The sequence below is a fragment of the Streptomyces sp. NPDC085460 genome, assembly GCF_044541975.1.
Lineage (GTDB): Bacteria > Actinomycetota > Actinomycetes > Streptomycetales > Streptomycetaceae > Streptomyces.
Window position 1 is genome coordinate 92,427 of sequence record NZ_JBITTO010000007.1, and the last position, 16,597, is coordinate 109,023.

19 protein-coding genes are annotated in these 16,597 nt (G+C 74.4%); 9 read left to right on the forward strand and 10 right to left on the reverse strand.

Features of this window, described 5'->3' with window-relative positions:
* The first annotated feature begins 68 nt into the window (after positions 1–68).
* A complete protein-coding gene (locus ACIGHB_RS19255; RefSeq protein WP_360309772.1) occupies positions 69–449 on the forward strand; it encodes a hypothetical protein in 381 nt (126 codons plus the stop codon).
* A 54-nt stretch (positions 450–503) separates the two neighbouring features.
* On the opposite strand, the gene ACIGHB_RS19260 is transcribed toward ACIGHB_RS19255, so the two are convergent.
* Genes ACIGHB_RS19260 through ACIGHB_RS19270 form a run of 3 tightly spaced genes read right to left on the reverse strand, consistent with a single transcriptional unit; the run spans position 504 to position 2,209 of the window.
* On the reverse strand, positions 504–992 hold the full coding sequence (locus ACIGHB_RS19260; RefSeq protein ID WP_399914486.1) for a DUF3291 domain-containing protein: 489 nt from the start codon (positions 990–992) through the stop codon (positions 504–506).
* Between the two features lie 32 nt (positions 993–1,024).
* Positions 1,025–1,765, reverse strand: a complete 741-nt coding sequence (locus ACIGHB_RS19265; RefSeq protein WP_399914488.1) for a helix-turn-helix transcriptional regulator — start codon at positions 1,763–1,765, stop codon at positions 1,025–1,027.
* 45 nt (positions 1,766–1,810) lie between these two features.
* A complete protein-coding gene (locus ACIGHB_RS19270) occupies positions 1,811–2,209 on the reverse strand; it encodes an ASCH domain-containing protein (RefSeq protein WP_399914490.1) in 399 nt (132 codons plus the stop codon).
* Positions 2,210–2,449: 240 nt separating this feature from the next.
* On the opposite strand from ACIGHB_RS19270, the gene ACIGHB_RS19275 reads away from it, so the two are divergent.
* On the forward strand, positions 2,450–3,670 hold the full coding sequence (locus ACIGHB_RS19275) for an alpha/beta hydrolase family protein (protein WP_399914492.1): 1,221 nt from the start codon (positions 2,450–2,452) through the stop codon (positions 3,668–3,670).
* A 224-nt stretch (positions 3,671–3,894) separates the two neighbouring features.
* Here the strand turns inward: ACIGHB_RS19275 and ACIGHB_RS19280 are convergent, their stop codons facing one another.
* Positions 3,895–4,296 carry a hypothetical protein gene (locus ACIGHB_RS19280; protein WP_399914494.1) on the reverse strand — a complete coding sequence of 134 codons (402 nt, stop codon included), beginning with the start codon at positions 4,294–4,296 and terminating at the stop codon, positions 3,895–3,897.
* 302 nt (positions 4,297–4,598) lie between these two features.
* On the opposite strand from ACIGHB_RS19280, the gene ACIGHB_RS19285 reads away from it, so the two are divergent.
* Complete coding sequence (locus ACIGHB_RS19285) at positions 4,599–4,892, forward strand: hypothetical protein (RefSeq protein WP_399914496.1); 294 nt, start codon at positions 4,599–4,601, stop codon at positions 4,890–4,892.
* Between the two features lie 78 nt (positions 4,893–4,970).
* Complete coding sequence (locus tag ACIGHB_RS19290) at positions 4,971–5,639, forward strand: class I SAM-dependent methyltransferase (RefSeq protein ID WP_399914498.1); 669 nt, start codon at positions 4,971–4,973, stop codon at positions 5,637–5,639.
* A 10-nt stretch (positions 5,640–5,649) separates the two neighbouring features.
* On the opposite strand, the gene ACIGHB_RS19295 is transcribed toward ACIGHB_RS19290, so the two are convergent.
* Positions 5,650–6,438 (reverse strand): SDR family oxidoreductase, encoded by a 789-nt coding sequence (locus tag ACIGHB_RS19295; protein ID WP_399914499.1) that lies wholly within the window; start codon positions 6,436–6,438, stop codon positions 5,650–5,652.
* A 180-nt stretch (positions 6,439–6,618) separates the two neighbouring features.
* On the opposite strand from ACIGHB_RS19295, the gene ACIGHB_RS19300 reads away from it, so the two are divergent.
* Together ACIGHB_RS19300 and ACIGHB_RS19305 are read left to right on the forward strand one after the other, a co-directional pair.
* Positions 6,619–7,128, forward strand: coding sequence for a cupin domain-containing protein (locus tag ACIGHB_RS19300; RefSeq protein WP_360309790.1), 510 nt, complete (start codon positions 6,619–6,621; stop codon positions 7,126–7,128).
* Complete coding sequence (locus tag ACIGHB_RS19305; protein WP_399914502.1) at positions 7,125–7,523, forward strand: VOC family protein; 399 nt, start codon at positions 7,125–7,127, stop codon at positions 7,521–7,523. The genes ACIGHB_RS19300 and ACIGHB_RS19305 overlap by 4 nt, the downstream gene beginning before the upstream one ends.
* Before the next feature lie 60 nt (positions 7,524–7,583).
* Here ACIGHB_RS19305 and ACIGHB_RS19310 read toward each other — a convergent pair whose 3' ends face one another.
* Entirely contained in the window at positions 7,584–8,420 is an 837-nt protein-coding gene (locus tag ACIGHB_RS19310; protein ID WP_399914504.1) for an SAM hydroxide adenosyltransferase, read from the reverse strand.
* Between the two features lie 441 nt (positions 8,421–8,861).
* On the opposite strand from ACIGHB_RS19310, the gene ACIGHB_RS19315 reads away from it, so the two are divergent.
* Positions 8,862–11,243 carry a SpoIIE family protein phosphatase gene (locus ACIGHB_RS19315; RefSeq protein ID WP_399914506.1) on the forward strand — a complete coding sequence of 794 codons (2,382 nt, stop codon included), beginning with the start codon at positions 8,862–8,864 and terminating at the stop codon, positions 11,241–11,243.
* 19 nt (positions 11,244–11,262) lie between these two features.
* On the opposite strand, the gene ACIGHB_RS19320 is transcribed toward ACIGHB_RS19315, so the two are convergent.
* The 4 genes from ACIGHB_RS19320 to ACIGHB_RS19335 form a co-directional block, all read right to left on the reverse strand.
* The gene (locus tag ACIGHB_RS19320) at positions 11,263–11,589 is read right to left on the reverse strand and encodes a VOC family protein (protein ID WP_399914508.1); all 327 of its coding nucleotides are present in this window, start codon (positions 11,587–11,589) and stop codon (positions 11,263–11,265) included.
* Positions 11,590–11,620: 31 nt separating this feature from the next.
* Positions 11,621–12,526 carry a SigB/SigF/SigG family RNA polymerase sigma factor gene (locus tag ACIGHB_RS19325; RefSeq protein ID WP_399914509.1) on the reverse strand — a complete coding sequence of 302 codons (906 nt, stop codon included), beginning with the start codon at positions 12,524–12,526 and terminating at the stop codon, positions 11,621–11,623.
* 43 nt (positions 12,527–12,569) lie between these two features.
* On the reverse strand, positions 12,570–12,953 hold the full coding sequence (locus tag ACIGHB_RS19330) for an STAS domain-containing protein (RefSeq protein ID WP_360309802.1): 384 nt from the start codon (positions 12,951–12,953) through the stop codon (positions 12,570–12,572).
* 179 nt (positions 12,954–13,132) lie between these two features.
* The gene (locus ACIGHB_RS19335) at positions 13,133–13,582 is read right to left on the reverse strand and encodes an ATP-binding protein (RefSeq protein ID WP_399914511.1); all 450 of its coding nucleotides are present in this window, start codon (positions 13,580–13,582) and stop codon (positions 13,133–13,135) included.
* Positions 13,583–13,738: 156 nt separating this feature from the next.
* Here ACIGHB_RS19335 and ACIGHB_RS19340 point away from each other — a divergent pair, with 156 nt between their 5' ends.
* A complete protein-coding gene (locus tag ACIGHB_RS19340; RefSeq protein WP_399914513.1) occupies positions 13,739–14,725 on the forward strand; it encodes an aldo/keto reductase in 987 nt (328 codons plus the stop codon).
* A gap of 382 nt (positions 14,726–15,107) precedes the next feature.
* Positions 15,108–16,586 (forward strand): sugar transferase, encoded by a 1,479-nt coding sequence (locus ACIGHB_RS19345; protein WP_399914515.1) that lies wholly within the window; start codon positions 15,108–15,110, stop codon positions 16,584–16,586.
* The last annotated feature ends 11 nt before the right edge of the window (positions 16,587–16,597 follow it).

Consider the following 16,597-nt stretch of genomic DNA (forward strand, 5'->3'; position numbering starts at 1 on the left):
CCCGCGCCCCCGTCGTCCACGGGGGCGCGGGCCCTTCGGGCACCCGACCGCACCAAGGAAACTCACCCATGAACTCCCCCCACACCGGCGACTCGTCCCCCACCGGCGGCGCCCCGCGCCCCGGCCGCAAGGTCCGCGTCGGCCGACTCCTGGCGTACGGCTACGTCGGCCTCGTCGCGGCGGCCGGACTGGCCCGCGCCGTCGCGGGCGCGCGGCCCGACGGATTCCTCGACGTCCTGCACCTGTCCACCTTTCCGGGCTCGGTGCTGGTGACGATCGGGGTGCTCTACCCGCTCGCCCTCCTCGACCCGGAGACCGACCCGGACCCGGACGCCACCGGCAATCCGTTCGCCTCGGCCGCGCTCGTCACGGCCGGCGCGGCCGTGAACGTGCTGCTCGTGTACGGGGTCGTCCGCCTGACGCGCGCCCTGCGCGGCGGGAAGGTCTGACCCTCCCGGGCCGCTCGCGCCCGACCTCGGCCCGGCCGGCCGCCTGCGGTGCGGCTACGGGGCGCTGTGAGCGGCGGCCTCGTCCGCGGTATAGGACGAGGCGAAGGTGAACGCGCGCGGGGACGGCCCGTTCTCGCGCAGCTCCGCCAGCCGCTCCAGGGCCTCGGCGACGGTCGGGACGTGACCGGCGGGGACCCACCACAGCACCAGGTGCGCCTCGACGTGCCGCTGGAACCACTCGCGCCGGCGCCGCATGACGTCCAGGTGCCCACTGCGGTAGGCGAAGTCCCACAGGGCGTCCTGGGTCTCCCAGACGCTGAGGTTGACGATGACGTCCTCGCCCGCCGGCCGCAGCCCGGTCGCGTCGCCCGCGCCCTCCCCCACGAGCCGCCACACGAATCCGGGCGCGCCGTCGGCGGCGGCGTTGACCGGGTCGAGCGCCTCGACGAAAGGCGCGATGCGCGGGTCGTCGAGGGGGTGGCGCAGGGTGGCCACGTTGAGCTGGGCGAGGTGGACGGCGGCGGGCGCGGCTGGGGTGGTCATGACCTCATCCCAGCACGGCCGCGTTTTCTATGTCAATGCTCGTTGTTTTTAGAAGCTCGGACCACGACACAGCACTCCCCCGGGCGGGCGTCCATCCGTGCGCGGAGGGGGCCGTCGACACCGAACAGCCCTTCCAGCAGGGCGAGGTTCATGCCGCAGACGAGCGGCGGGAAGGCTTCGGCGACGGCGTGGAAGGGGCAGTTGCGCATCCGGATGACGGCGCCGGGCTCCGCGCCCCCGCCTTCGGCTCCGCCGCCGTCCCCTTCGGCGCCGCCGTCCTCCCCCTCGGCTCCCCCGACTCCTTCGGCCGCTTCGAGGCGGGGTTCGTAGCCGCGCGCGGCGAGGATCGCCATGGCCTCGTCGAGGCCGCCGCACGGCTCCGCCGAGCCGCGCAGGGCCTCACCCCGGCGGCGCGCGGCGGCGGTGAGCCCGGCGTCCAGGCCGGCCTCCTCCGCGGCTTCGGCGAGGAGCTCGGCGGCGGTGCGGTAGTCGCGGCCGGGCAGCGACACCGTGCGCTCACCCGCCGCCCGCGTGTACACCTTGGCGGGGCGGCCCGCACCCGGCCCGGAGCGCCCCGTGAGCCGGCGGCTGCCGCTCTCCAGCAGTCCGGCCTCGGTCAGTTTGTCCAGGTGATGCGCGGCCAGCGTCCGCGCGACGCCGGCCCCCTCGGCGGCCTCGTTGCGGCCGACCTCGCGCCCCTGCGCCACCACGTACTCGTAGAGGCGGCGGCGCACCGGGTCCTGCAGCATCGCGATCGCGTCGATGTCCTTCATCCGGACATTCTATTGACCATCCATGTCGGACATAGAAGGTCGGGCTCAGAGGCGGTCGACGACCTGGAAGCGCATGCAGACCACGGGCGTGTCCTCTGCCACCGGGGTGCCGATGCCCGCCCAGAAGCCGGAGTGGCCGGCCCGCCAGTCCTCCAGGGAGCGGTCGCCCTCCCCCTCGGCGGCGGCGTGCTCCCAGGTGACCTCCCGGTACGCGACGACCTCGACACCGGTGATCTCGATCGTGGCGACGTGGGTACCCTCGTCCCCGACGAGCGCCAGACGCTCCCCCGCGAACTCGAGGCCCTCGGCCTCCTCCACGTACTCGGACAGCAGGCCGGTGGTCGCGGTCTTCCGCCCGGCCAGCACCAGCCCCGTCAGCCGCTCCCTCATCTCGCCGGGCGTGCCCAGCTCCAGCACCCGCATGCCGTTCACTCGCGGCCACATGGTCCCACCGTCCCTCCGGGCTTCGCCCGCTCGTCGCTCGTCGTGCCGTGCCGCCGCCTCGCCTTCGTTTCCGCAGGTGACGGCTCGTCCGGGAAACTAGGCCACCGACTGCCGCGGGCGCAAAGGAGATTCGCCGGGGCGGGGAGGACGGGCGTCAGACCCGGGTCGTACGGCTCCGGGTGTCCGGTTGCGACCGTGGGAGGACGCGGGGACCGGCGCCGGGGCCGTAGCGTCCTCGGCATGAACACACTGATCCGGGCGGCTGCCACCGCCCTGCTCGCCTGCGCCGTCGCGTTACCCGCGGCCACCACCGCCACCGCCGCCGCCCCGACTTCGGCTTCGGCTCCCCCACCGGTCGCGGTCTCCGTCCCGCAGAACACGCCGGCGTCCCTCGCCGACCGGCCGGCCGGGGCCCTGCGGATGCCCGCGCCCACCGGGCCGCACAAGGTGGGGAGTTCCGTCCTGCACCTCGTGGACCGCTCCCGCACCGACCCGTGGGTGCCCGAGGCCGATGGCCGGGAGCTCATGGTCACCCTGCACTATCCGGCGGCCCGTTCGGCGCACGGCCGTCCGGCGGCGTACGCCACCCGGGAGGAGGCCCGGCTGCTCCTCGAGGCCGTGTCGGTGGCCGACCCGGCGCTGATCCGGCAGGTGGCGAAGGCCCGTACGCACAGCGCGGTGGACGTGCGACCCGCCCCCGGACGGCACCCGCTGGTGGTGCTGTCCCCCGGCTTCGGCATGGGGCGCTACACCCTCACCGGACTCGCCGTGGACCTCGCCTCACGCGGCTACGTCGTGGCCTCGCTCGACCACGCCTACGAGGCGTCCGGTACGTCGGTGCCGGGCGGACGGACGCTGACCTGCGTGGCGTGCACCGTGATGGAGGAGAGCGGCTGGAGCAAGGGCTCGGTGGTGACGGGGACCCGCGCGGCCGACACCCGGTTCGTCCTGGACCGGCTGACCGGCCCCCGGCCCGCCTGGAAGTACGCGTCCTCCATCGACCGGAAGCGGATCGGCATGGCCGGCCACTCGATCGGCGGGGCGAGCGCGGGCACCGCCATGGCCTCGGACCGGCGGATCGACGCCGGGGTGAACATGGACGGCACGTTCTGGGACGAGCTGCCGGCGGACGGGCTCGGCGGACGTCCGTTCCTGTTCCTGGGCACCGACTCCCACGGGCCGGGCGGGGACGACGCCTCCTGGGACAGGACGTGGGCGGGCCTGCGCGGTGCGAAGCACTGGCTGACCGTCACCGGCGCCGACCACCTCGGCTTCTCCGACGCGCCCGTGCTCCTCGGCCACCTCGGTCTCCCGCACGGTGACCTCCCGGCCGAGCGCGCCGTCTCCGTCACCCGCGCGTACGTCGCCGCGTTCTTCGACGAGCACCTGCGGGGCGAGGACCAGCCGCTCCTCGACGGTCCGGACCCGGCCCACCCCGAGGTCCGGTTCCACCACCCCTGAGGTCGGTACGCACGCGCTGACGCGAGCGGACGAGGGCGGGCCCGCTCAGCCGGGCCCGCCCTTCCTCGTACGACCGCCCGTCGGGGGCCCGCCCTTCCTCGTACGACCACCCGTCGGGGACCGCCCTTCCTCGTACGACCGCCCGTCGGGGGCCCGACCGCCGGCGCGAGCCCGTGGGGCGGAACGGCCCTGGGTGCGCGGCCGGATCACCGGCCCGGCCCCGGTCAGCCGGTCGCCGGCACCAGGGTCCGCCTGACCCATCCCGTGGCCGCGCCCAACAGCCCACCGACCAGCCACGCCACGAGCAGCCACTCCGTCAGGAGTCCGCCGTCGCCGCCCGCGGCGGTCGCCGTCACGGAGAACGCCGCGTGGGCCGCCGGAAGGACGAGGGCACCGATCACCGCGCCCGTGCCCGGTGAGGCGCTCATCCAGGCCAGGCAGACGACGAGCCCGGCGAAGGCCCACCCCGTGGTCATGGCCAGGGCCGGAATCTCCCCGAAGGCCGTCCACAGGAACACCGCGACCGGCGCGTCCGGAACGCCGTGCCGCGACGCTCCCGCGGCCACCAGCCCCGCGACCGCCCCGAAACCGAGCCCCGCCGTCAGGCCCCCCACCAGCATCTTCATGCCGGAAGACTAGGTGGAGACAGGACTCCTTGTCATGTCCGGGCCTGCCACGGCAGACCCCCCGCGCGAGGGAGGCCGCGACCGGGAGAGGCACGCGGCGGCGACCGGTCGCCTGTCGAACAGAGAGCGCAGCGGGCCCCGCCCGGTGCCGGGGAAACCCGCATCGCCCCTACGGGCACCGGCCGTTCGCCCCGGGGAGCACCGGCTCCGCGGCCCATCACCGTGCGCCAGGAAGCGATCACCCGTGGCTAGGATCGGGCGCCCGTCGCACCGACGCGGCGGTAACGAGACAGGGGCAACTCATGGCCATCATCGTCAGCTTCGATTTCCCCGGCGCCGGACAGGAGCTCTACGACGCCGTCATCGAGCGGGTCACCGAGGGGCGGGGCTTCTCGCGCTTCGCCGACCTGCCGAACACCGGGCTCGTCTCGCACGCGGCGGGGCCGGTCGACGGCGGATTCCGCGTGACGGAGGTCTGGGAGAGCGTGGAAGCCCTGGAGCACCACGCGCGGACCTTCGGCCCGATCCTCGCCGACCTCGGTCACGCCGACGTCCAGCCCACGATCTTTCCGGCGCACAACGTCGTTGTGCGGTAAGGAGAGTTCACGGTCGCCCCAGGCCCGTCGGGTCCGGGGCGACGTCGCTGCCGGTCCCGGTTCTGGTGGACTGGTGGCATGACCTCTCTGCCGCGGCGGTTCTTCCTGGCGCTCGAACGGTTCAACGCCGCCCACCCCTGGGACCACAACGCGCACTACCACCCTTGGATCATGCGGCAGTTGCCCGGGCGCTTCCGCCGCGCGCTCGACGTCGGGTCCGGCAGCGGCGACCTCGCCCGGCTGTTGGCCACGCGCGGCGAGGAGGTCCTGGGGATCGACTCCGATCCGGTGATCACCGCGCGGGCGCGGGAGCTGACGCCGCCGGCGAGCCGGGCGGACTTCACGGTCGCGGACGGGCTGAACGGGATCCCCGCCGGGCCCTACGACGTCATCACCTGCGTCGCCACGCTCCACCATCTGCCCTTCTCGGACGCCCTGACCGGCTTCCGCCGGCACCTCGCTCCCGGCGGGACCCTGGTCGTCGTCGGCCTGTTCCGGGCGCGGACCTTCGGGGACCATCTCCTCGGCGCCGCCGCCGTCCCGCTGAACGCCGCCATGGGCTGGGGGAGGAACGGGGGCCGCAGGGCCGCCGCCCGGCCGGAGGCGATGACGGCCCGGACCCGGCCGGCGGAGATGTGCTTCGGCGACATCGTCGCGGAGGCCCGCGTCGTACTGCCGGGCGCCCGGCTGCGGCGGCGCCTGTTCTGGCGCTACACCCTCGTGTGGCGGCGGCCCGGTCCCCGCTGAGCCGGCACCGTCAGGAGCCGAGGCCGCCGTTGCTCTTCAGCAGCTGGCCGTTGATCCACTGCCCCTGGGCCGAGCAGAGGAAGTCGACCAGATGCGCGGTGTCCTGAGGGGTGCCCATGCGGCCCAGCGGTGTCCCCCGCAGCACCCGCTCCCGGATGGTGTCGTCCATCCAGCCGGTGTCCACGGGGCCGGGGTTGACGACATTGGCCGTCACGCCGAGAGGGGCGAGCTCGTGGGCCGCGGCCAGGGTGATGCGGTCCAGAGCGCCCTTGCTGGCCCCGTAGGGCAGGTTGCCGACGGTGTGGTCGCTGGTCAGGCTGATGACGCGGCCCGTGCCCGGGGTGCCCCGGAACCGGCGGCCGTACTCGCGGATCAGCAGCCAGGGGGCGCGCGCGTTCACGGCGAAGTGGCGGTCGAAGCTCTCGACCGTCGTGTCGAGGAGGCCGGAGTCGACCGACTCGCAGTGGCACATCACCAGGGCGGTCACCCCGCCGAGACGCCGCTCGACCTCGTCGAAGACGCGCTCCGCGGCGCTCGGCTCCGCGAGGTCCGCCTCCACCGCCGCCGTCCTGGCCCCGTGCTCCGCCAGGGCCCGAGCCATGGCCTCGGGCGCGCCGGCCTCGGCGCCCCAGGGCATGCGGTCGTCGTACGGCGACCAGTAGGTGAAGGCGATGTCCCAGCCCGACCGGGCCAGTCGGGCGGCGACACCCGCGCCGATGCTCACGGACCGGCCGACGCCGGTCACCAGCGCGACCGGCCGGCGGGCTTCCGGCACGTCCTGCCGGGCTGCGTTCGTCACGGCGCCATGGTGGGGCCGGGGCGCGGACGACACAAGCGGATTTCGGGCGGCGACAGCGGAGGCGGAGGTGGACTGTCGGGACGGGGCCTGACAGGAGCCCCGGCGGTACGAAGGCCACGCCCGCGACGGCCCCTCTCGGGACCGTCGCCGAAACGGGGTCCAAGATCATAGGGTCGCCTGATGATCGAGAAGACTCCGGCCACCGCGCCCTTCCCGCCCCTGCTCACCCGGCACGACGAGGCCGAGACCTGTGCCGACCCGAGCAGCGTGATGACGCTGCTCGCCGACTCGGACCGTACGGCCGACGGCTTCACCAGCTACCGCTCCACCTTCGCCGAGGGGGCCGTGGGAGCGCCCGCCCACTTCCACACCAAGGCGACCGAGCTGTTCTTCGTGATCAGCGGCTCCCTCCGGGTCCTCGTCGGCGAGGAGGTCACGGTGCTCCACGCGGGCGACTTCCTCGCGGTGCCCCCGCACACCCCGCACGCCTTCGCCGCCGCGCCCGGCCGCACGGCGGACGTGCTGTTCGTGTTCACCCCCGGCATGGGCCGCTTCGACTACCTGCGGCTGCTCGGCCGGGTCATGCGCGGCGAGGCCGACGTCCAGGAGATCGCGGACTCGGCGGAGCGCTACGACAACCACTACGTCGACAGCCCCGTGTGGCGCGCCGCGCTGGAGGAGTCCGCGTGATCGCGCCCACCACCCACGTCCGGATCGCGCGCCCCTCCCGCGATCTCGCCGCCGCCGAGCGCTTCTACGTCGACGGTCTGGGCCTCGCCGTGCAGTGGCGCTCCACCGCGAGCGGGCCCGGCAAGCACGACCTGCTGATGGTCGGGCCCGCGGACGGCGGGTGGCACTTCGAGCTCACCCGCGACCCGGCGGCCCCGCTCGACCCCACGCCCACCGTCGACGACCTCTTCGTCCTCTACCTGGGCGAGCCGCCCGAGGAAGCGCTCGTCGAGCGGCTGATCGCGGCAGGCGGGACGCGGGTGGCGTCGCACAACCCGTACTGGGACGAGTACGGGGTGACGGTCGAGGACCCGGACGGATACCGGCTCGTCCTCTGCTCCCGTACCTGGGGCTGAGCGGGCGAGAGGACGAGGGGCGAACGGGCGGGCGCGGGGCGAACGGGTGGGCGGGCGGTGTCAGCCGGCGAGCTGGAACACCCGGTCGCCCTGGCTGAGGCCGAAGGTGTCCGCCGCCGAACCGCCGCGGACGACCAGTTCGGCGAAGCCGACGCCGGAGCTGCCGACGGTGATGCCGGGCTCGCCCAGCGGGACGTCGGGGAGCCGGTCGTAACACCGCACCCGGACGTCCCGGCCTTCGAGCCGGTTGTGGACGAGGAGGCTCTTCGCCCGGTCGTAGCCGGGGAGTTCGGTGGCGGGGCGGTCCAGCTTGCAGTTGCCGAAGTTGTCCACGACGGCGACGCGCACCTCGTCCTCGGCGGACGGGTGCACCGCCATCGGCTCGGCGGGGACCGTCCGGCCGTCCGCCAGCCAGCGGGCGAGCAGGGGCACGTACCAGAGGCTCCGGAACTGGGTCCGCACCATCTCCTCGATCTCGGCCGCCGTCAGCTCGGCCCAGCCGCCGGCGGCTGCCTCCAGCACCTGGCGTACGTCGGTGACCTGGACCTCCGTCAGGCCGAGGTAGGTCGCCAGCGGGGCGAGGACCCGCCGGCTCGCGGTGGTGATGACCAGGTGGTCCCCGTGCCGGAAGTAGCAGAAGGGCACGCCGTTGGGCCAGTGCCCGTCCCTCGGGGCGATGTTGACGAGCACCACGACCGGTCGGCTCGGGCCGCCGATCAGGTCCGTGGAGCGGAGCAGGTCGAGCAGGGTGAGGGCGGCGGCACCCTCCGGGTCCGGGCCGCCCAGCGGCAGGACGGTCGGCGTGGAGCCGAAGAGGGTGGCGATCCGGGTGGACTGGCGGGCGAGCGCGTTGGGGTCGGCGCAGTCGGTGAGGGAGACGACCGGGAGAAGGGTCATGACGGGTTCGTCGCCGTTCTGTCGAGGGAGGGCGTGCTGTCGAGTGAGGGCGTGGTGCGAGCTGTCGGGCGGGAAGGGGCGAGGGAGGGAGCGGGATCGCCGCGCCGGTCCGGTCCTGGGCAACAAAAAAGGACCCTCCGTCTCCGGAGGGTCCGTCGCATCCAGTGCGCACACGGCTTCGCTAGCGAAGCGCCTCCGGGGTCGGGGGCATCATTCGCATCATGGCGAGGCCGGTGGTGTGCTGCATGGGCGGGACGATAGCACCCGACGGCGCCCTCCCGCCCCGCCGTCCGCGGAGTGGGCGGGCGGAGCGAGGGCCGGGCGAGCGGTCGCCCCTCACGGAGCGTCACCAGCGGTCGGCGGTGTCCCGGCGTGCCCGCCCCGTCGTGCGGGCGCATCCTGGCAGCAGGGCCGGATACCCCTGGCCGACGAGGAGGCCGCGTGGGACCGAGCAACCCGGCCGGGGACGCCGAACCCCGGCCTCGGGGCGGGTCGCCGCTCGCCGGTGTCGCGGCGGCCCTGCTCGACGCCGACGGGCGGGTCGTGTGGTGGTCGAGGGCCGCCCAGCGGCTGCTCGGCTGGACCGGCGAGGAGATGACGGGCCGGCCGGCCCGCGAGGTGCTGGGCGAGGTGCCGGAGCCCGGCGATCCGACGGCCGGGCGGCGGGTGCGGCTGCGGCACCGGTCGGGCCGGGTGGTGGAGGCGGACGTCCGGGTGTCCGGAGCGGACGGCTCCGCCGAGCGGCTGGTCCTGGCGCTGGCGCCCGACGAGGCGTGCGGCTGGGACCAGGACCGGGACATCGCGCGGGCGCTGCTGGCCCAGGACGGCATCGGCGTCGCCCAGTACGACATCACCGGGCGTCTCGTGCGGACCAACGCGGCCATGGAGGCGCTGCGCCCTCCGGGGGCCGGCGAGGACTGGCTGGTACGGCTGGCCGCGCGGGACGGGAGCGGCACAGCGGGGGCGGCGTTCGAGGACGTGGCCGCCACGGGGGTCCCGCTCGCCGGGGGCGTCTACGAGCCGGTGCCGGCCGGCGGCTCGTCGGCGCTCTCCCTGTCGTGCTTCCGCGTGGAGGACGTGCTCGGCACGCCCCGGGGCGTCATGGTCGAGGCGTCCCGGGTGGTGGAGGCGGGGCCCGGCCAGCGCATCGACGCCGCGTACCGCGGGGCGTTCGAGATCGGGCAGTCGCTCGACGTGGTCCAGGTGGCGCGGGACCTCACCCGGGTGCTTGTGCCGGGGCTGGGCGACCACGCGACGGTCGACTACCCCGAGGACGTCCTGGAAGGCCGCGACCCGGCGCCCGGCTATCCGGGCCAGGAGGCGTCCGCGCCGCGCCGGGTGGCGGTGCGGACCTCCGAGGGGGCGTGGCCGGAGCGGCTGATCCAGGTGGGCGAGGCGATCCCCCGGGTGGCGGAGTCGCCGGAGATCGCCGCCAAGTTCGTCGGGGACGTGCTGGTCGCGGACGCGGAGCAGGCGCGGCGGATCCTCGGCGGCGATCCGGAGCGGATCGCCCGCTTCCTGCCCGAGGGCACGCACGCCTCGCTGGGCTGCCCGCTCTACCGGCGCGGACGGTTCTTCGGGTACGCGGCGGTGTACCGCACGCGGGGCGCGACGCCCTTCGACGAGACCGACATCCGGCTGATGCACGACCTGTGCGCGCGGACCGCGACCGCCATCGACAACGCGTTCCGGTTCGCCCGCGAGCACCAGACGGCGGTCGTCCTCCAGCGCAGTCTGCTGCCGCCCGCGGCGACGCGCAGCACCGCCGCGGAGACGGCGGGCTTCTATCTGCCCGCGGGGGGTTCGGTCAGCGTGGGCGGCGACTGGTACGACGCCTTCGACCTGTCGTCGCTGCGGGTCGGGCTCGTCGTCGGCGATGTCGTCGGGCACGGCCTGGAGGCGGCGGCGACCATGGCCCGGCTGCGTACCGCCGTCCAGACCCTCGCCGAACTCGACCTTCCCCCGGACGAGTTGCTGGCCCGGCTGGACGATCTGGTGCGGCGGATGCAGATCGAGGCCGAGCATCCGGACACCGTCGGCGGCTCGTGTCTGTTCGCCGTCTACGATCCGGTCGCCCGCACCTGCCGGATGGCGTCCGCCGGTCATCCGCCGCCCGCCCTCGTCACCCCGGCGGGCGAGGTCGCCTTCGTCCCCCTCGCCCCGGGGCCGCTGCTCGGCGTCGGGGACCATCCCTTCGAGGTCACCACCCTCACCCTGCCGCCGGGGAGCACGCTGGTCTGCTACACCGACGGGCTCCTCGGGCGGGACGTGGCGGCCGGTTCCGAGCGGCTGAAGGCGGATCTCGCCGAGCTGAGCGGGGACTTCGGGAGCCCGGCGTCGCTCGGTGAGGCGGTGCTCGCGCGGAGCCCGCACGCCGAGAACCCGGCCGACGACATCACCCTCCTGCTGGCCCGTACCCACGCCGTTCCCGAGGAGTCCACGGCGGTGTGGGAGTACCCCGCGGACCTCGCGGCGGTGGGCGACGCGCGCGCCGACGTCCGGGGGCGGCTCGAGGAATGGGGGCTGGACGAGCTGGTGTTCAGCACGGAGCTGATCGTGAGCGAGCTCGTCACCAACGCGATGCGGTACGCCGGGGGGCCGGTCACCGTGCGCCTGGTCCGGGACCGGGTGCTGGTGTGCGAGGTGTCGGACCCGAGCAGCACCCAGCCCCGGCTCCGCCGCGCCCTGGTGACGGACGAGGGGGGCCGGGGCCTCTTCCTGGTCGCCCAGCTGACGAGCCGCTGGGGCAGCCGCTACACGACGCGCGGCAAGACGATCTGGACGGAGCAGGACCTGCCCGAGCGGCCCGACCGGCCTCGATGAGGCGGGTGGGCGGGTCCCTTCAGCCGGGCGTGACGACGACAGTGCGGCCGTCCGGGTCGGTCAGGACCCGGCGGCGGGCCCCGGCGGCCCCGGCCGGTGCGGCGAGGCCGAGGCGGAGGTGCCCGGTCGGCGGGCGGCCGGTCGCCGGGTACAGCTCCAGGACGGCACCGTCGGCGAGGACGGCCGCGTAGTGCTCGGGGCCCGTACCGTGCCGTTCCCGGACGAAGGTCAGCCCCAGTCCGGTGTAGAACGCGCGGCAGTCTTCCAGGCGGTCGGTGTGGAGGACGACGAGGTCGATGCGCAGGGGGATCCTCCGTGGTGGCGGGGTGCGTACGTCGTACGACACGGCACCGTACCGGGCGGAACTCCCCTCCTGTCTAACGGGTTTCCTGAGGCGCGTCCGTCAGGAGGTCCCTTCTGAGGTCGCCGAGGATGCGGGCGAGGACGCGGGAGACGTGCATCTGGGAGAGGCCCACGCGCAGGCCGATCTCGGCCTGGGTCAGGTCCTCGCCGAAGCGGAGGGCGAGGATCTCGCGGTCGCGGGCGTCGAGGCGGGCGACCAGCGGTCCGAGGGACTCCAGGTCGTCGATGAGCTCGTAGCCGGGCTCCGTCACGGCGATGCGGCGGCCGACGACTCCCTGCGGGGCGTTGTCGTCGTCCTCGGCTCCGACGGGGGCGTCGAGGGAGTGGACGGAGTAGGCGTTGGCGGCCAGCTCCCCCTCCGCGACCTCGGCCTCGGTGAGGTCGAGACGGTCGGCGAGTTCGGCGCGGCTGGGCCGGTGGCCCTCGTCCTGTTCGAGCGCGTCGGAGGCCCGGACGAGGGCGATGCGCAGCTCCTGGAGCCGGCGGGGGACGTGGACGGCCCAGCCCGTGTCACGAAAGAACCGTTTCATCTCGCCGACGACGGTCGGCAGCGCGAACGCGGAGAACTCGACCCCACGGTCGGGGTCGAAGCGGTCGATCGCCTTGATGAGCCCGATGGCGCCGACCTGGACGATGTCCTCGGCGGGCTCGGGGCGGCCCCGGAAGCGGCGCGCGGCGAACTTGACCAGGCTGAGGTTGAGCTCGACGAGCGTGTTGCGGAGGTAGGCGTGCTCCGGTGTGCCCTCGTCGAGCTCGCGGAGCCGGGCGAAGAGCGCCGTCGAGAGGGCCCGCGCGGTGTCGGTGGAGACCTCGGTCGGGCGTTCCGGTGCGGCCAGGCCGTCGAGAGCCCGCCGCCGGACGGCGGCCGGGGACGTACCGCGGGGTCGGACGAGGGTTTCCGGGGATCGGCCGGTGGACATGAGCACTCCTTCGGCGGTTCCTGCGAGGCGCGGCGCGGCCCGCTCAGGCCGGGTCCGGCGGCCGGAAGAGTTCGCCGGTGCCGGTGAGGTCGAGGAGGCGGGCCACCTGGTCGCTCGCCGAGGCGATCGACAGGGAGCCGTGCCCGCGCAGGGCGAGACGGCGGACCCGCAACAGCGCGTTGAGGGCCGTCGAGTCGCAGAACGTGACGTCGGACATGTCGAGGACGAGCGGGCTGCCGTCCACCCCTCCGGCCAGGACGTCCGTGAGGGCCGCCTCCAGCGCGACGGCGCTGTCCATGTCGATCTCGCCGCCGAGGCGCACGACCGTCCTGGTCCCGGCCGGCACCGGCACCGTGCGTACGCGCATCCGCGTGCTGTCGGCGCGGCCGTCCGGGGCGGGCGGCGGGGATACGGGCGACCTGGTCATACCTCCTCCTGGAGGGAGGGGAGGGTCTTCATCCCGAGTGTGCGCCGCGCGGACATATACGTCAATTTTTACGTGAATTCCGCTTCGCCTATCCGGCCGGGGCGGGACCCGGCGCGTGCGGCCGCTCACACAGCGACGGCAGCCCGCTCGCGGGCTGCCGTGATCGCGTACGCCGCTCGTCATCCCTCCGGCGCGCGTCCCCCCTCCGGGGAGGACAGCGGCAGGTGGACGTGGACGGACTTGCCCCCCGGGGCCGGGCGGCAGGTCATCCGCGCGCCCGAGAGCCTGGCCACGATGGCGAGGCCGAGTCCGCCCTCCCCGGTGAGCGACGGGGTGCGCGGGGCCGGCGGGTCGGGGGCACGGTCGGTGACGGCGATGCCGAGGCCGCTCCGGTCGAGGACCAGGTCCAGGGCGCGGACGCCCCCGGCGTGCCGGACCGCGTTGACCACGAGTTCGGTGACCACCAGGACCGCGTCGCTCTCGGCGGTCCGGTCCACCGGCGCGCCGTCCCCGTCCGGCGCCCCCGCGCGGTGGCCGGCCTCGCGCAGCAGGCGGAGAACCTCCTGCCTGGCGCGCATCGCCGCGTCCGGGCCTTCGATGTCGAGGTGACGGCGTACGGCGGCCTCCATGCCCCACACCCTCCTTCGCCCGTGCGGGTCGTCGTACCGCGCGACTGCCCGCGTTCCCGGGCCGCCATGCCAGGGAGGGCGCCCCGCCGTTTGACTTGGAGCGCGCTCCAGCGCCTAGCGTCCCGAGCCGTGATCCCGAGTACAGGAGGCAGCGGCATGACGAAGGTTTCCACCCGGCGCCTGGGCGCCCTGGAGGTGTCCGCACAGGGCCTGGGGTGCATGGGCATGAGCCACGGCTACGGTTCCGCGGACGACGCGCGGTCCGTCGCGACGATCCACCGCGCGCTGGACCTCGGCGTGACCCTGCTGGACACGGCCGACTTCTACGGGGCCGGGCACAACGAGGAGCTGGTCGGGCGGGCCGTCGCCGGGCGGCGGGACGAGGTCGTGATCGCCACGAAGTTCGGCTTCGTGAACCGGCTGGGCGAGGCCACCCGGGTGCGCGGGGACGCCGCCCATGTGCGGAAGGCGTGCGAGGCGTCGCTGCGGCGGCTCGGCGTGGACCACATCGACCTGTACTACCAGCACCGGGTCGACCCGGAGGTGCCGATCGAGGAGACCGTGGGCGCGATGGCGGAGCTCGTCCGGGCGGGCAAGGTGCGCCACCTCGGGCTCTCCGAGGCCGGCGCGGCCACCGTACGCCGGGCGCAGGCGGTGCACCCGATCGCGGCGCTGCAGAGCGAGTGGTCGCTGTGGACGCGTGACCTGGAGGCGGAGATCGCCCCGGTCTGCCGTGAGCTCGGCATCGGCCTCGTACCGTTCTCGCCGCTGGGGCGCGGCTTCCTGACCGGTCGCTACCGGTCGCTCGACGGCTTGGCCGAGACCGACGTACGGCGGACCCAGCCCCGGTTCGCGGAGGGCAACCTGGAGCGGAATCTGGCCATCGTGGCGCGGCTGGACGAGCTCGCCGCGGCGAAGGGGGTCAGCACCGGCCGGCTCGCCCTCGCCTGGGTGCAGCACCGGGGCGACGACGTGGTGCCGATCCCCGGCACGCGGCGCCGGAGCAACCTGGAGGAGAACCTCTCGGCGCTGGCCGTCGAGCTGTCCGCCGAGGACCTCGCGGCGATCGAGGCCGCCGCGCCGGCCGGGCGGATCGCCGGTACGCGCTACGACGCGACCAGCCTTTCCTTCACCGGCCGCTGAGCGTTTCCGCCACCCCTGTCCGCGTCGGACGGGGGTGGCGGCGGGGGCGTGGAGACGGCCTCAGACTTTGTCCACAATTCGCCCACACCTTCGCCCCAACTCCCTTGGCGATGCTCTAGATTGACCATGCTTCAGCCGATCGGGCACTCGGCGACCACTCGTGCCCTTCCTGTCCGGCGCCACGCACCACCAGCAATGACACCCCCCGGTACCAGTCGTGCGGGGGATGTTCTGTTCTTCGGGTCCGGGAGGACCTCGGGTGCGGGGAGCGCCCTGGGTCTCGACGGGTTTTCGCGCACTTCGTGAGTCCCGGCGCGGCGGGTGAGCCCCGCTGCCGCCGGTGTGAGTCGTTCACGCAGTTCACCGGAGCCTGGGGGGTTCTGTGCGGCAAGGGGGATTAGCCGGCCCGTTTCCGTCGACGCGCGAGCGTCCGGCGACCGGGGCCGTCGACCAGCCCGCGATCGAGTGGGAGCAGCGGTACCGCCGTACCGTCATCATCAGCGACACCGTGACCACCGCGCTGGTGGTGACCGCGATCGGCGACTTCTTCGGGGTCAGGGACGCCGCCGACTGGCACGAGAAGTGGGGCATCCTCGCCTTCGGCACCCAGCTGCTGGTGCTGGCCTCGCTCGCGGTCGGCCGCGCGTGGGCGCCGGCGGTGCTCGGGCAGGGCGCGGAGGAGTTCCGGCGGCTCGGCCGGTCGCTGTTCGCGGCGACCGTCGTGCTCGCGCTCGGCGGGATCGCGCTGACCTCGCGCAACATCAAGCTCTGGATCTTCGTCGCCGTCCCGGCGATCGCGCTCGTCACCATGACGGCGCGGTATCTGCTGCGGCTCTGGCTGCACAAGCAGCGCAAGGAAGGGCGGTGTCTGCGGCCGGTGCTCGCCGCGGGCAGCGCGGACACCGTGCGCGATCTGATCAGCAGGACCCGGAAGTTCCCGCACCTCGGCTGGCGCGTGGAGGCGGTGTGCACGACGGACGGGCACGGGCCCGACGGCGACCAGGTGGAGGGGGTGCCGGTCGTCGGCCCGCTGGCGGAGGTCTCGAACCACGTGCGCCGTGACGGCTACCGGGTGGTCGCGGTCACGCCGGACCCGCACTGGTCACCGGACCGGCTGCGGCGGCTCGCCTGGAACCTGGAGGGCAGCGACGCCGAGATGGTCGTGGCGCCGGTGCTGATGGAGGTGGCGGGTCCGCGGCTGCACGTCGACGCGGTGCTCGGGATCCCGCTGCTGCGGGTCAGCATGCCGGCCTTCACCGGCGGGCGCCGCGCGGTCAAGGAGGTCGTCGACCGGCTGGGCGCGGCGGTCCTGCTGGTCGTGTTCGCGCCGCTGATGCTGCTCGTCGCGCTGCTCGTGACCGTGGACAGCCGGGGCGGGGCGTTCTACCGGCAGCGCCGGGTCGGCAAGGACGGCCGCGAGTTCACCATCCTCAAGTACCGCACGATGGTGGCCGACGCGGACCGGGTCCGGGCCGGGCTCGCCGGACTCAACGAGGGCGCGGGGCCGCTGTTCAAGCTCCGCAGGGACCCGCGGGTCACGCGGGTGGGGGCGGTGCTGCGCCGGTACTCGATCGACGAGCTCCCGCAGCTCCTCAACGTGCTGGCCGGTTCGATGTCGCTGGTCGGCCCGCGCCCGCCGCTGCCCGAGGAGTCCGCCGCGTACGGCCCGGACATCCGGCGGCGGCTCCTGGTCAAGCCGGGGCTCACCGGGTTGTGGCAGATCAGCGGGCGCAGCGACCTGTCGTGGGAGGAGACGGTCCGGCTGGACCTGCGGTACGTGGAGGACTGGTCGCTCGCCCTGGACACGGTGATCTTGTGGAAGACGCTGCGTGCGGTCCTCCACGGGCAGGGGGCGTACTGATGCGCGGGGGA

What these genes read in the sequence shown, in the direction of transcription:
- ACIGHB_RS19285 (WP_399914496.1), top strand. Translation starts at nt 4,599, where the DNA reads ATGGCCATCATCGTCAGCTTCGATTTCCCCGGCGCCGGACAGGAGCTC.
- ACIGHB_RS19275 (WP_399914492.1), top strand. Translation starts at nt 2,450, where the DNA reads ATGAACACACTGATCCGGGCGGCTGCCACCGCCCTGCTCGCCTGCGCC.
- ACIGHB_RS19290 (WP_399914498.1), top strand. Translation starts at nt 4,971, where the DNA reads ATGACCTCTCTGCCGCGGCGGTTCTTCCTGGCGCTCGAACGGTTCAAC.
- ACIGHB_RS19260 (WP_399914486.1), bottom strand. Translation starts at nt 992, where the DNA reads ATGACCACCCCAGCCGCGCCCGCCGCCGTCCACCTCGCCCAGCTCAAC.
- ACIGHB_RS19300 (WP_360309790.1), top strand. Translation starts at nt 6,619, where the DNA reads ATGATCGAGAAGACTCCGGCCACCGCGCCCTTCCCGCCCCTGCTCACC.
- ACIGHB_RS19330 (WP_360309802.1), bottom strand. Translation starts at nt 12,953, where the DNA reads ATGACCAGGTCGCCCGTATCCCCGCCGCCCGCCCCGGACGGCCGCGCC.
- ACIGHB_RS19325 (WP_399914509.1), bottom strand. Translation starts at nt 12,526, where the DNA reads ATGTCCACCGGCCGATCCCCGGAAACCCTCGTCCGACCCCGCGGTACG.
- ACIGHB_RS19340 (WP_399914513.1), top strand. Translation starts at nt 13,739, where the DNA reads ATGACGAAGGTTTCCACCCGGCGCCTGGGCGCCCTGGAGGTGTCCGCA.
- ACIGHB_RS19280 (WP_399914494.1), bottom strand. Translation starts at nt 4,296, where the DNA reads ATGAAGATGCTGGTGGGGGGCCTGACGGCGGGGCTCGGTTTCGGGGCG.
- ACIGHB_RS19255 (WP_360309772.1), top strand. Translation starts at nt 69, where the DNA reads ATGAACTCCCCCCACACCGGCGACTCGTCCCCCACCGGCGGCGCCCCG.
- ACIGHB_RS19265 (WP_399914488.1), bottom strand. Translation starts at nt 1,765, where the DNA reads ATGAAGGACATCGACGCGATCGCGATGCTGCAGGACCCGGTGCGCCGC.
- ACIGHB_RS19335 (WP_399914511.1), bottom strand. Translation starts at nt 13,582, where the DNA reads ATGGAGGCCGCCGTACGCCGTCACCTCGACATCGAAGGCCCGGACGCG.
- ACIGHB_RS19270 (WP_399914490.1), bottom strand. Translation starts at nt 2,209, where the DNA reads ATGTGGCCGCGAGTGAACGGCATGCGGGTGCTGGAGCTGGGCACGCCC.
- ACIGHB_RS19310 (WP_399914504.1), bottom strand. Translation starts at nt 8,420, where the DNA reads ATGACCCTTCTCCCGGTCGTCTCCCTCACCGACTGCGCCGACCCCAAC.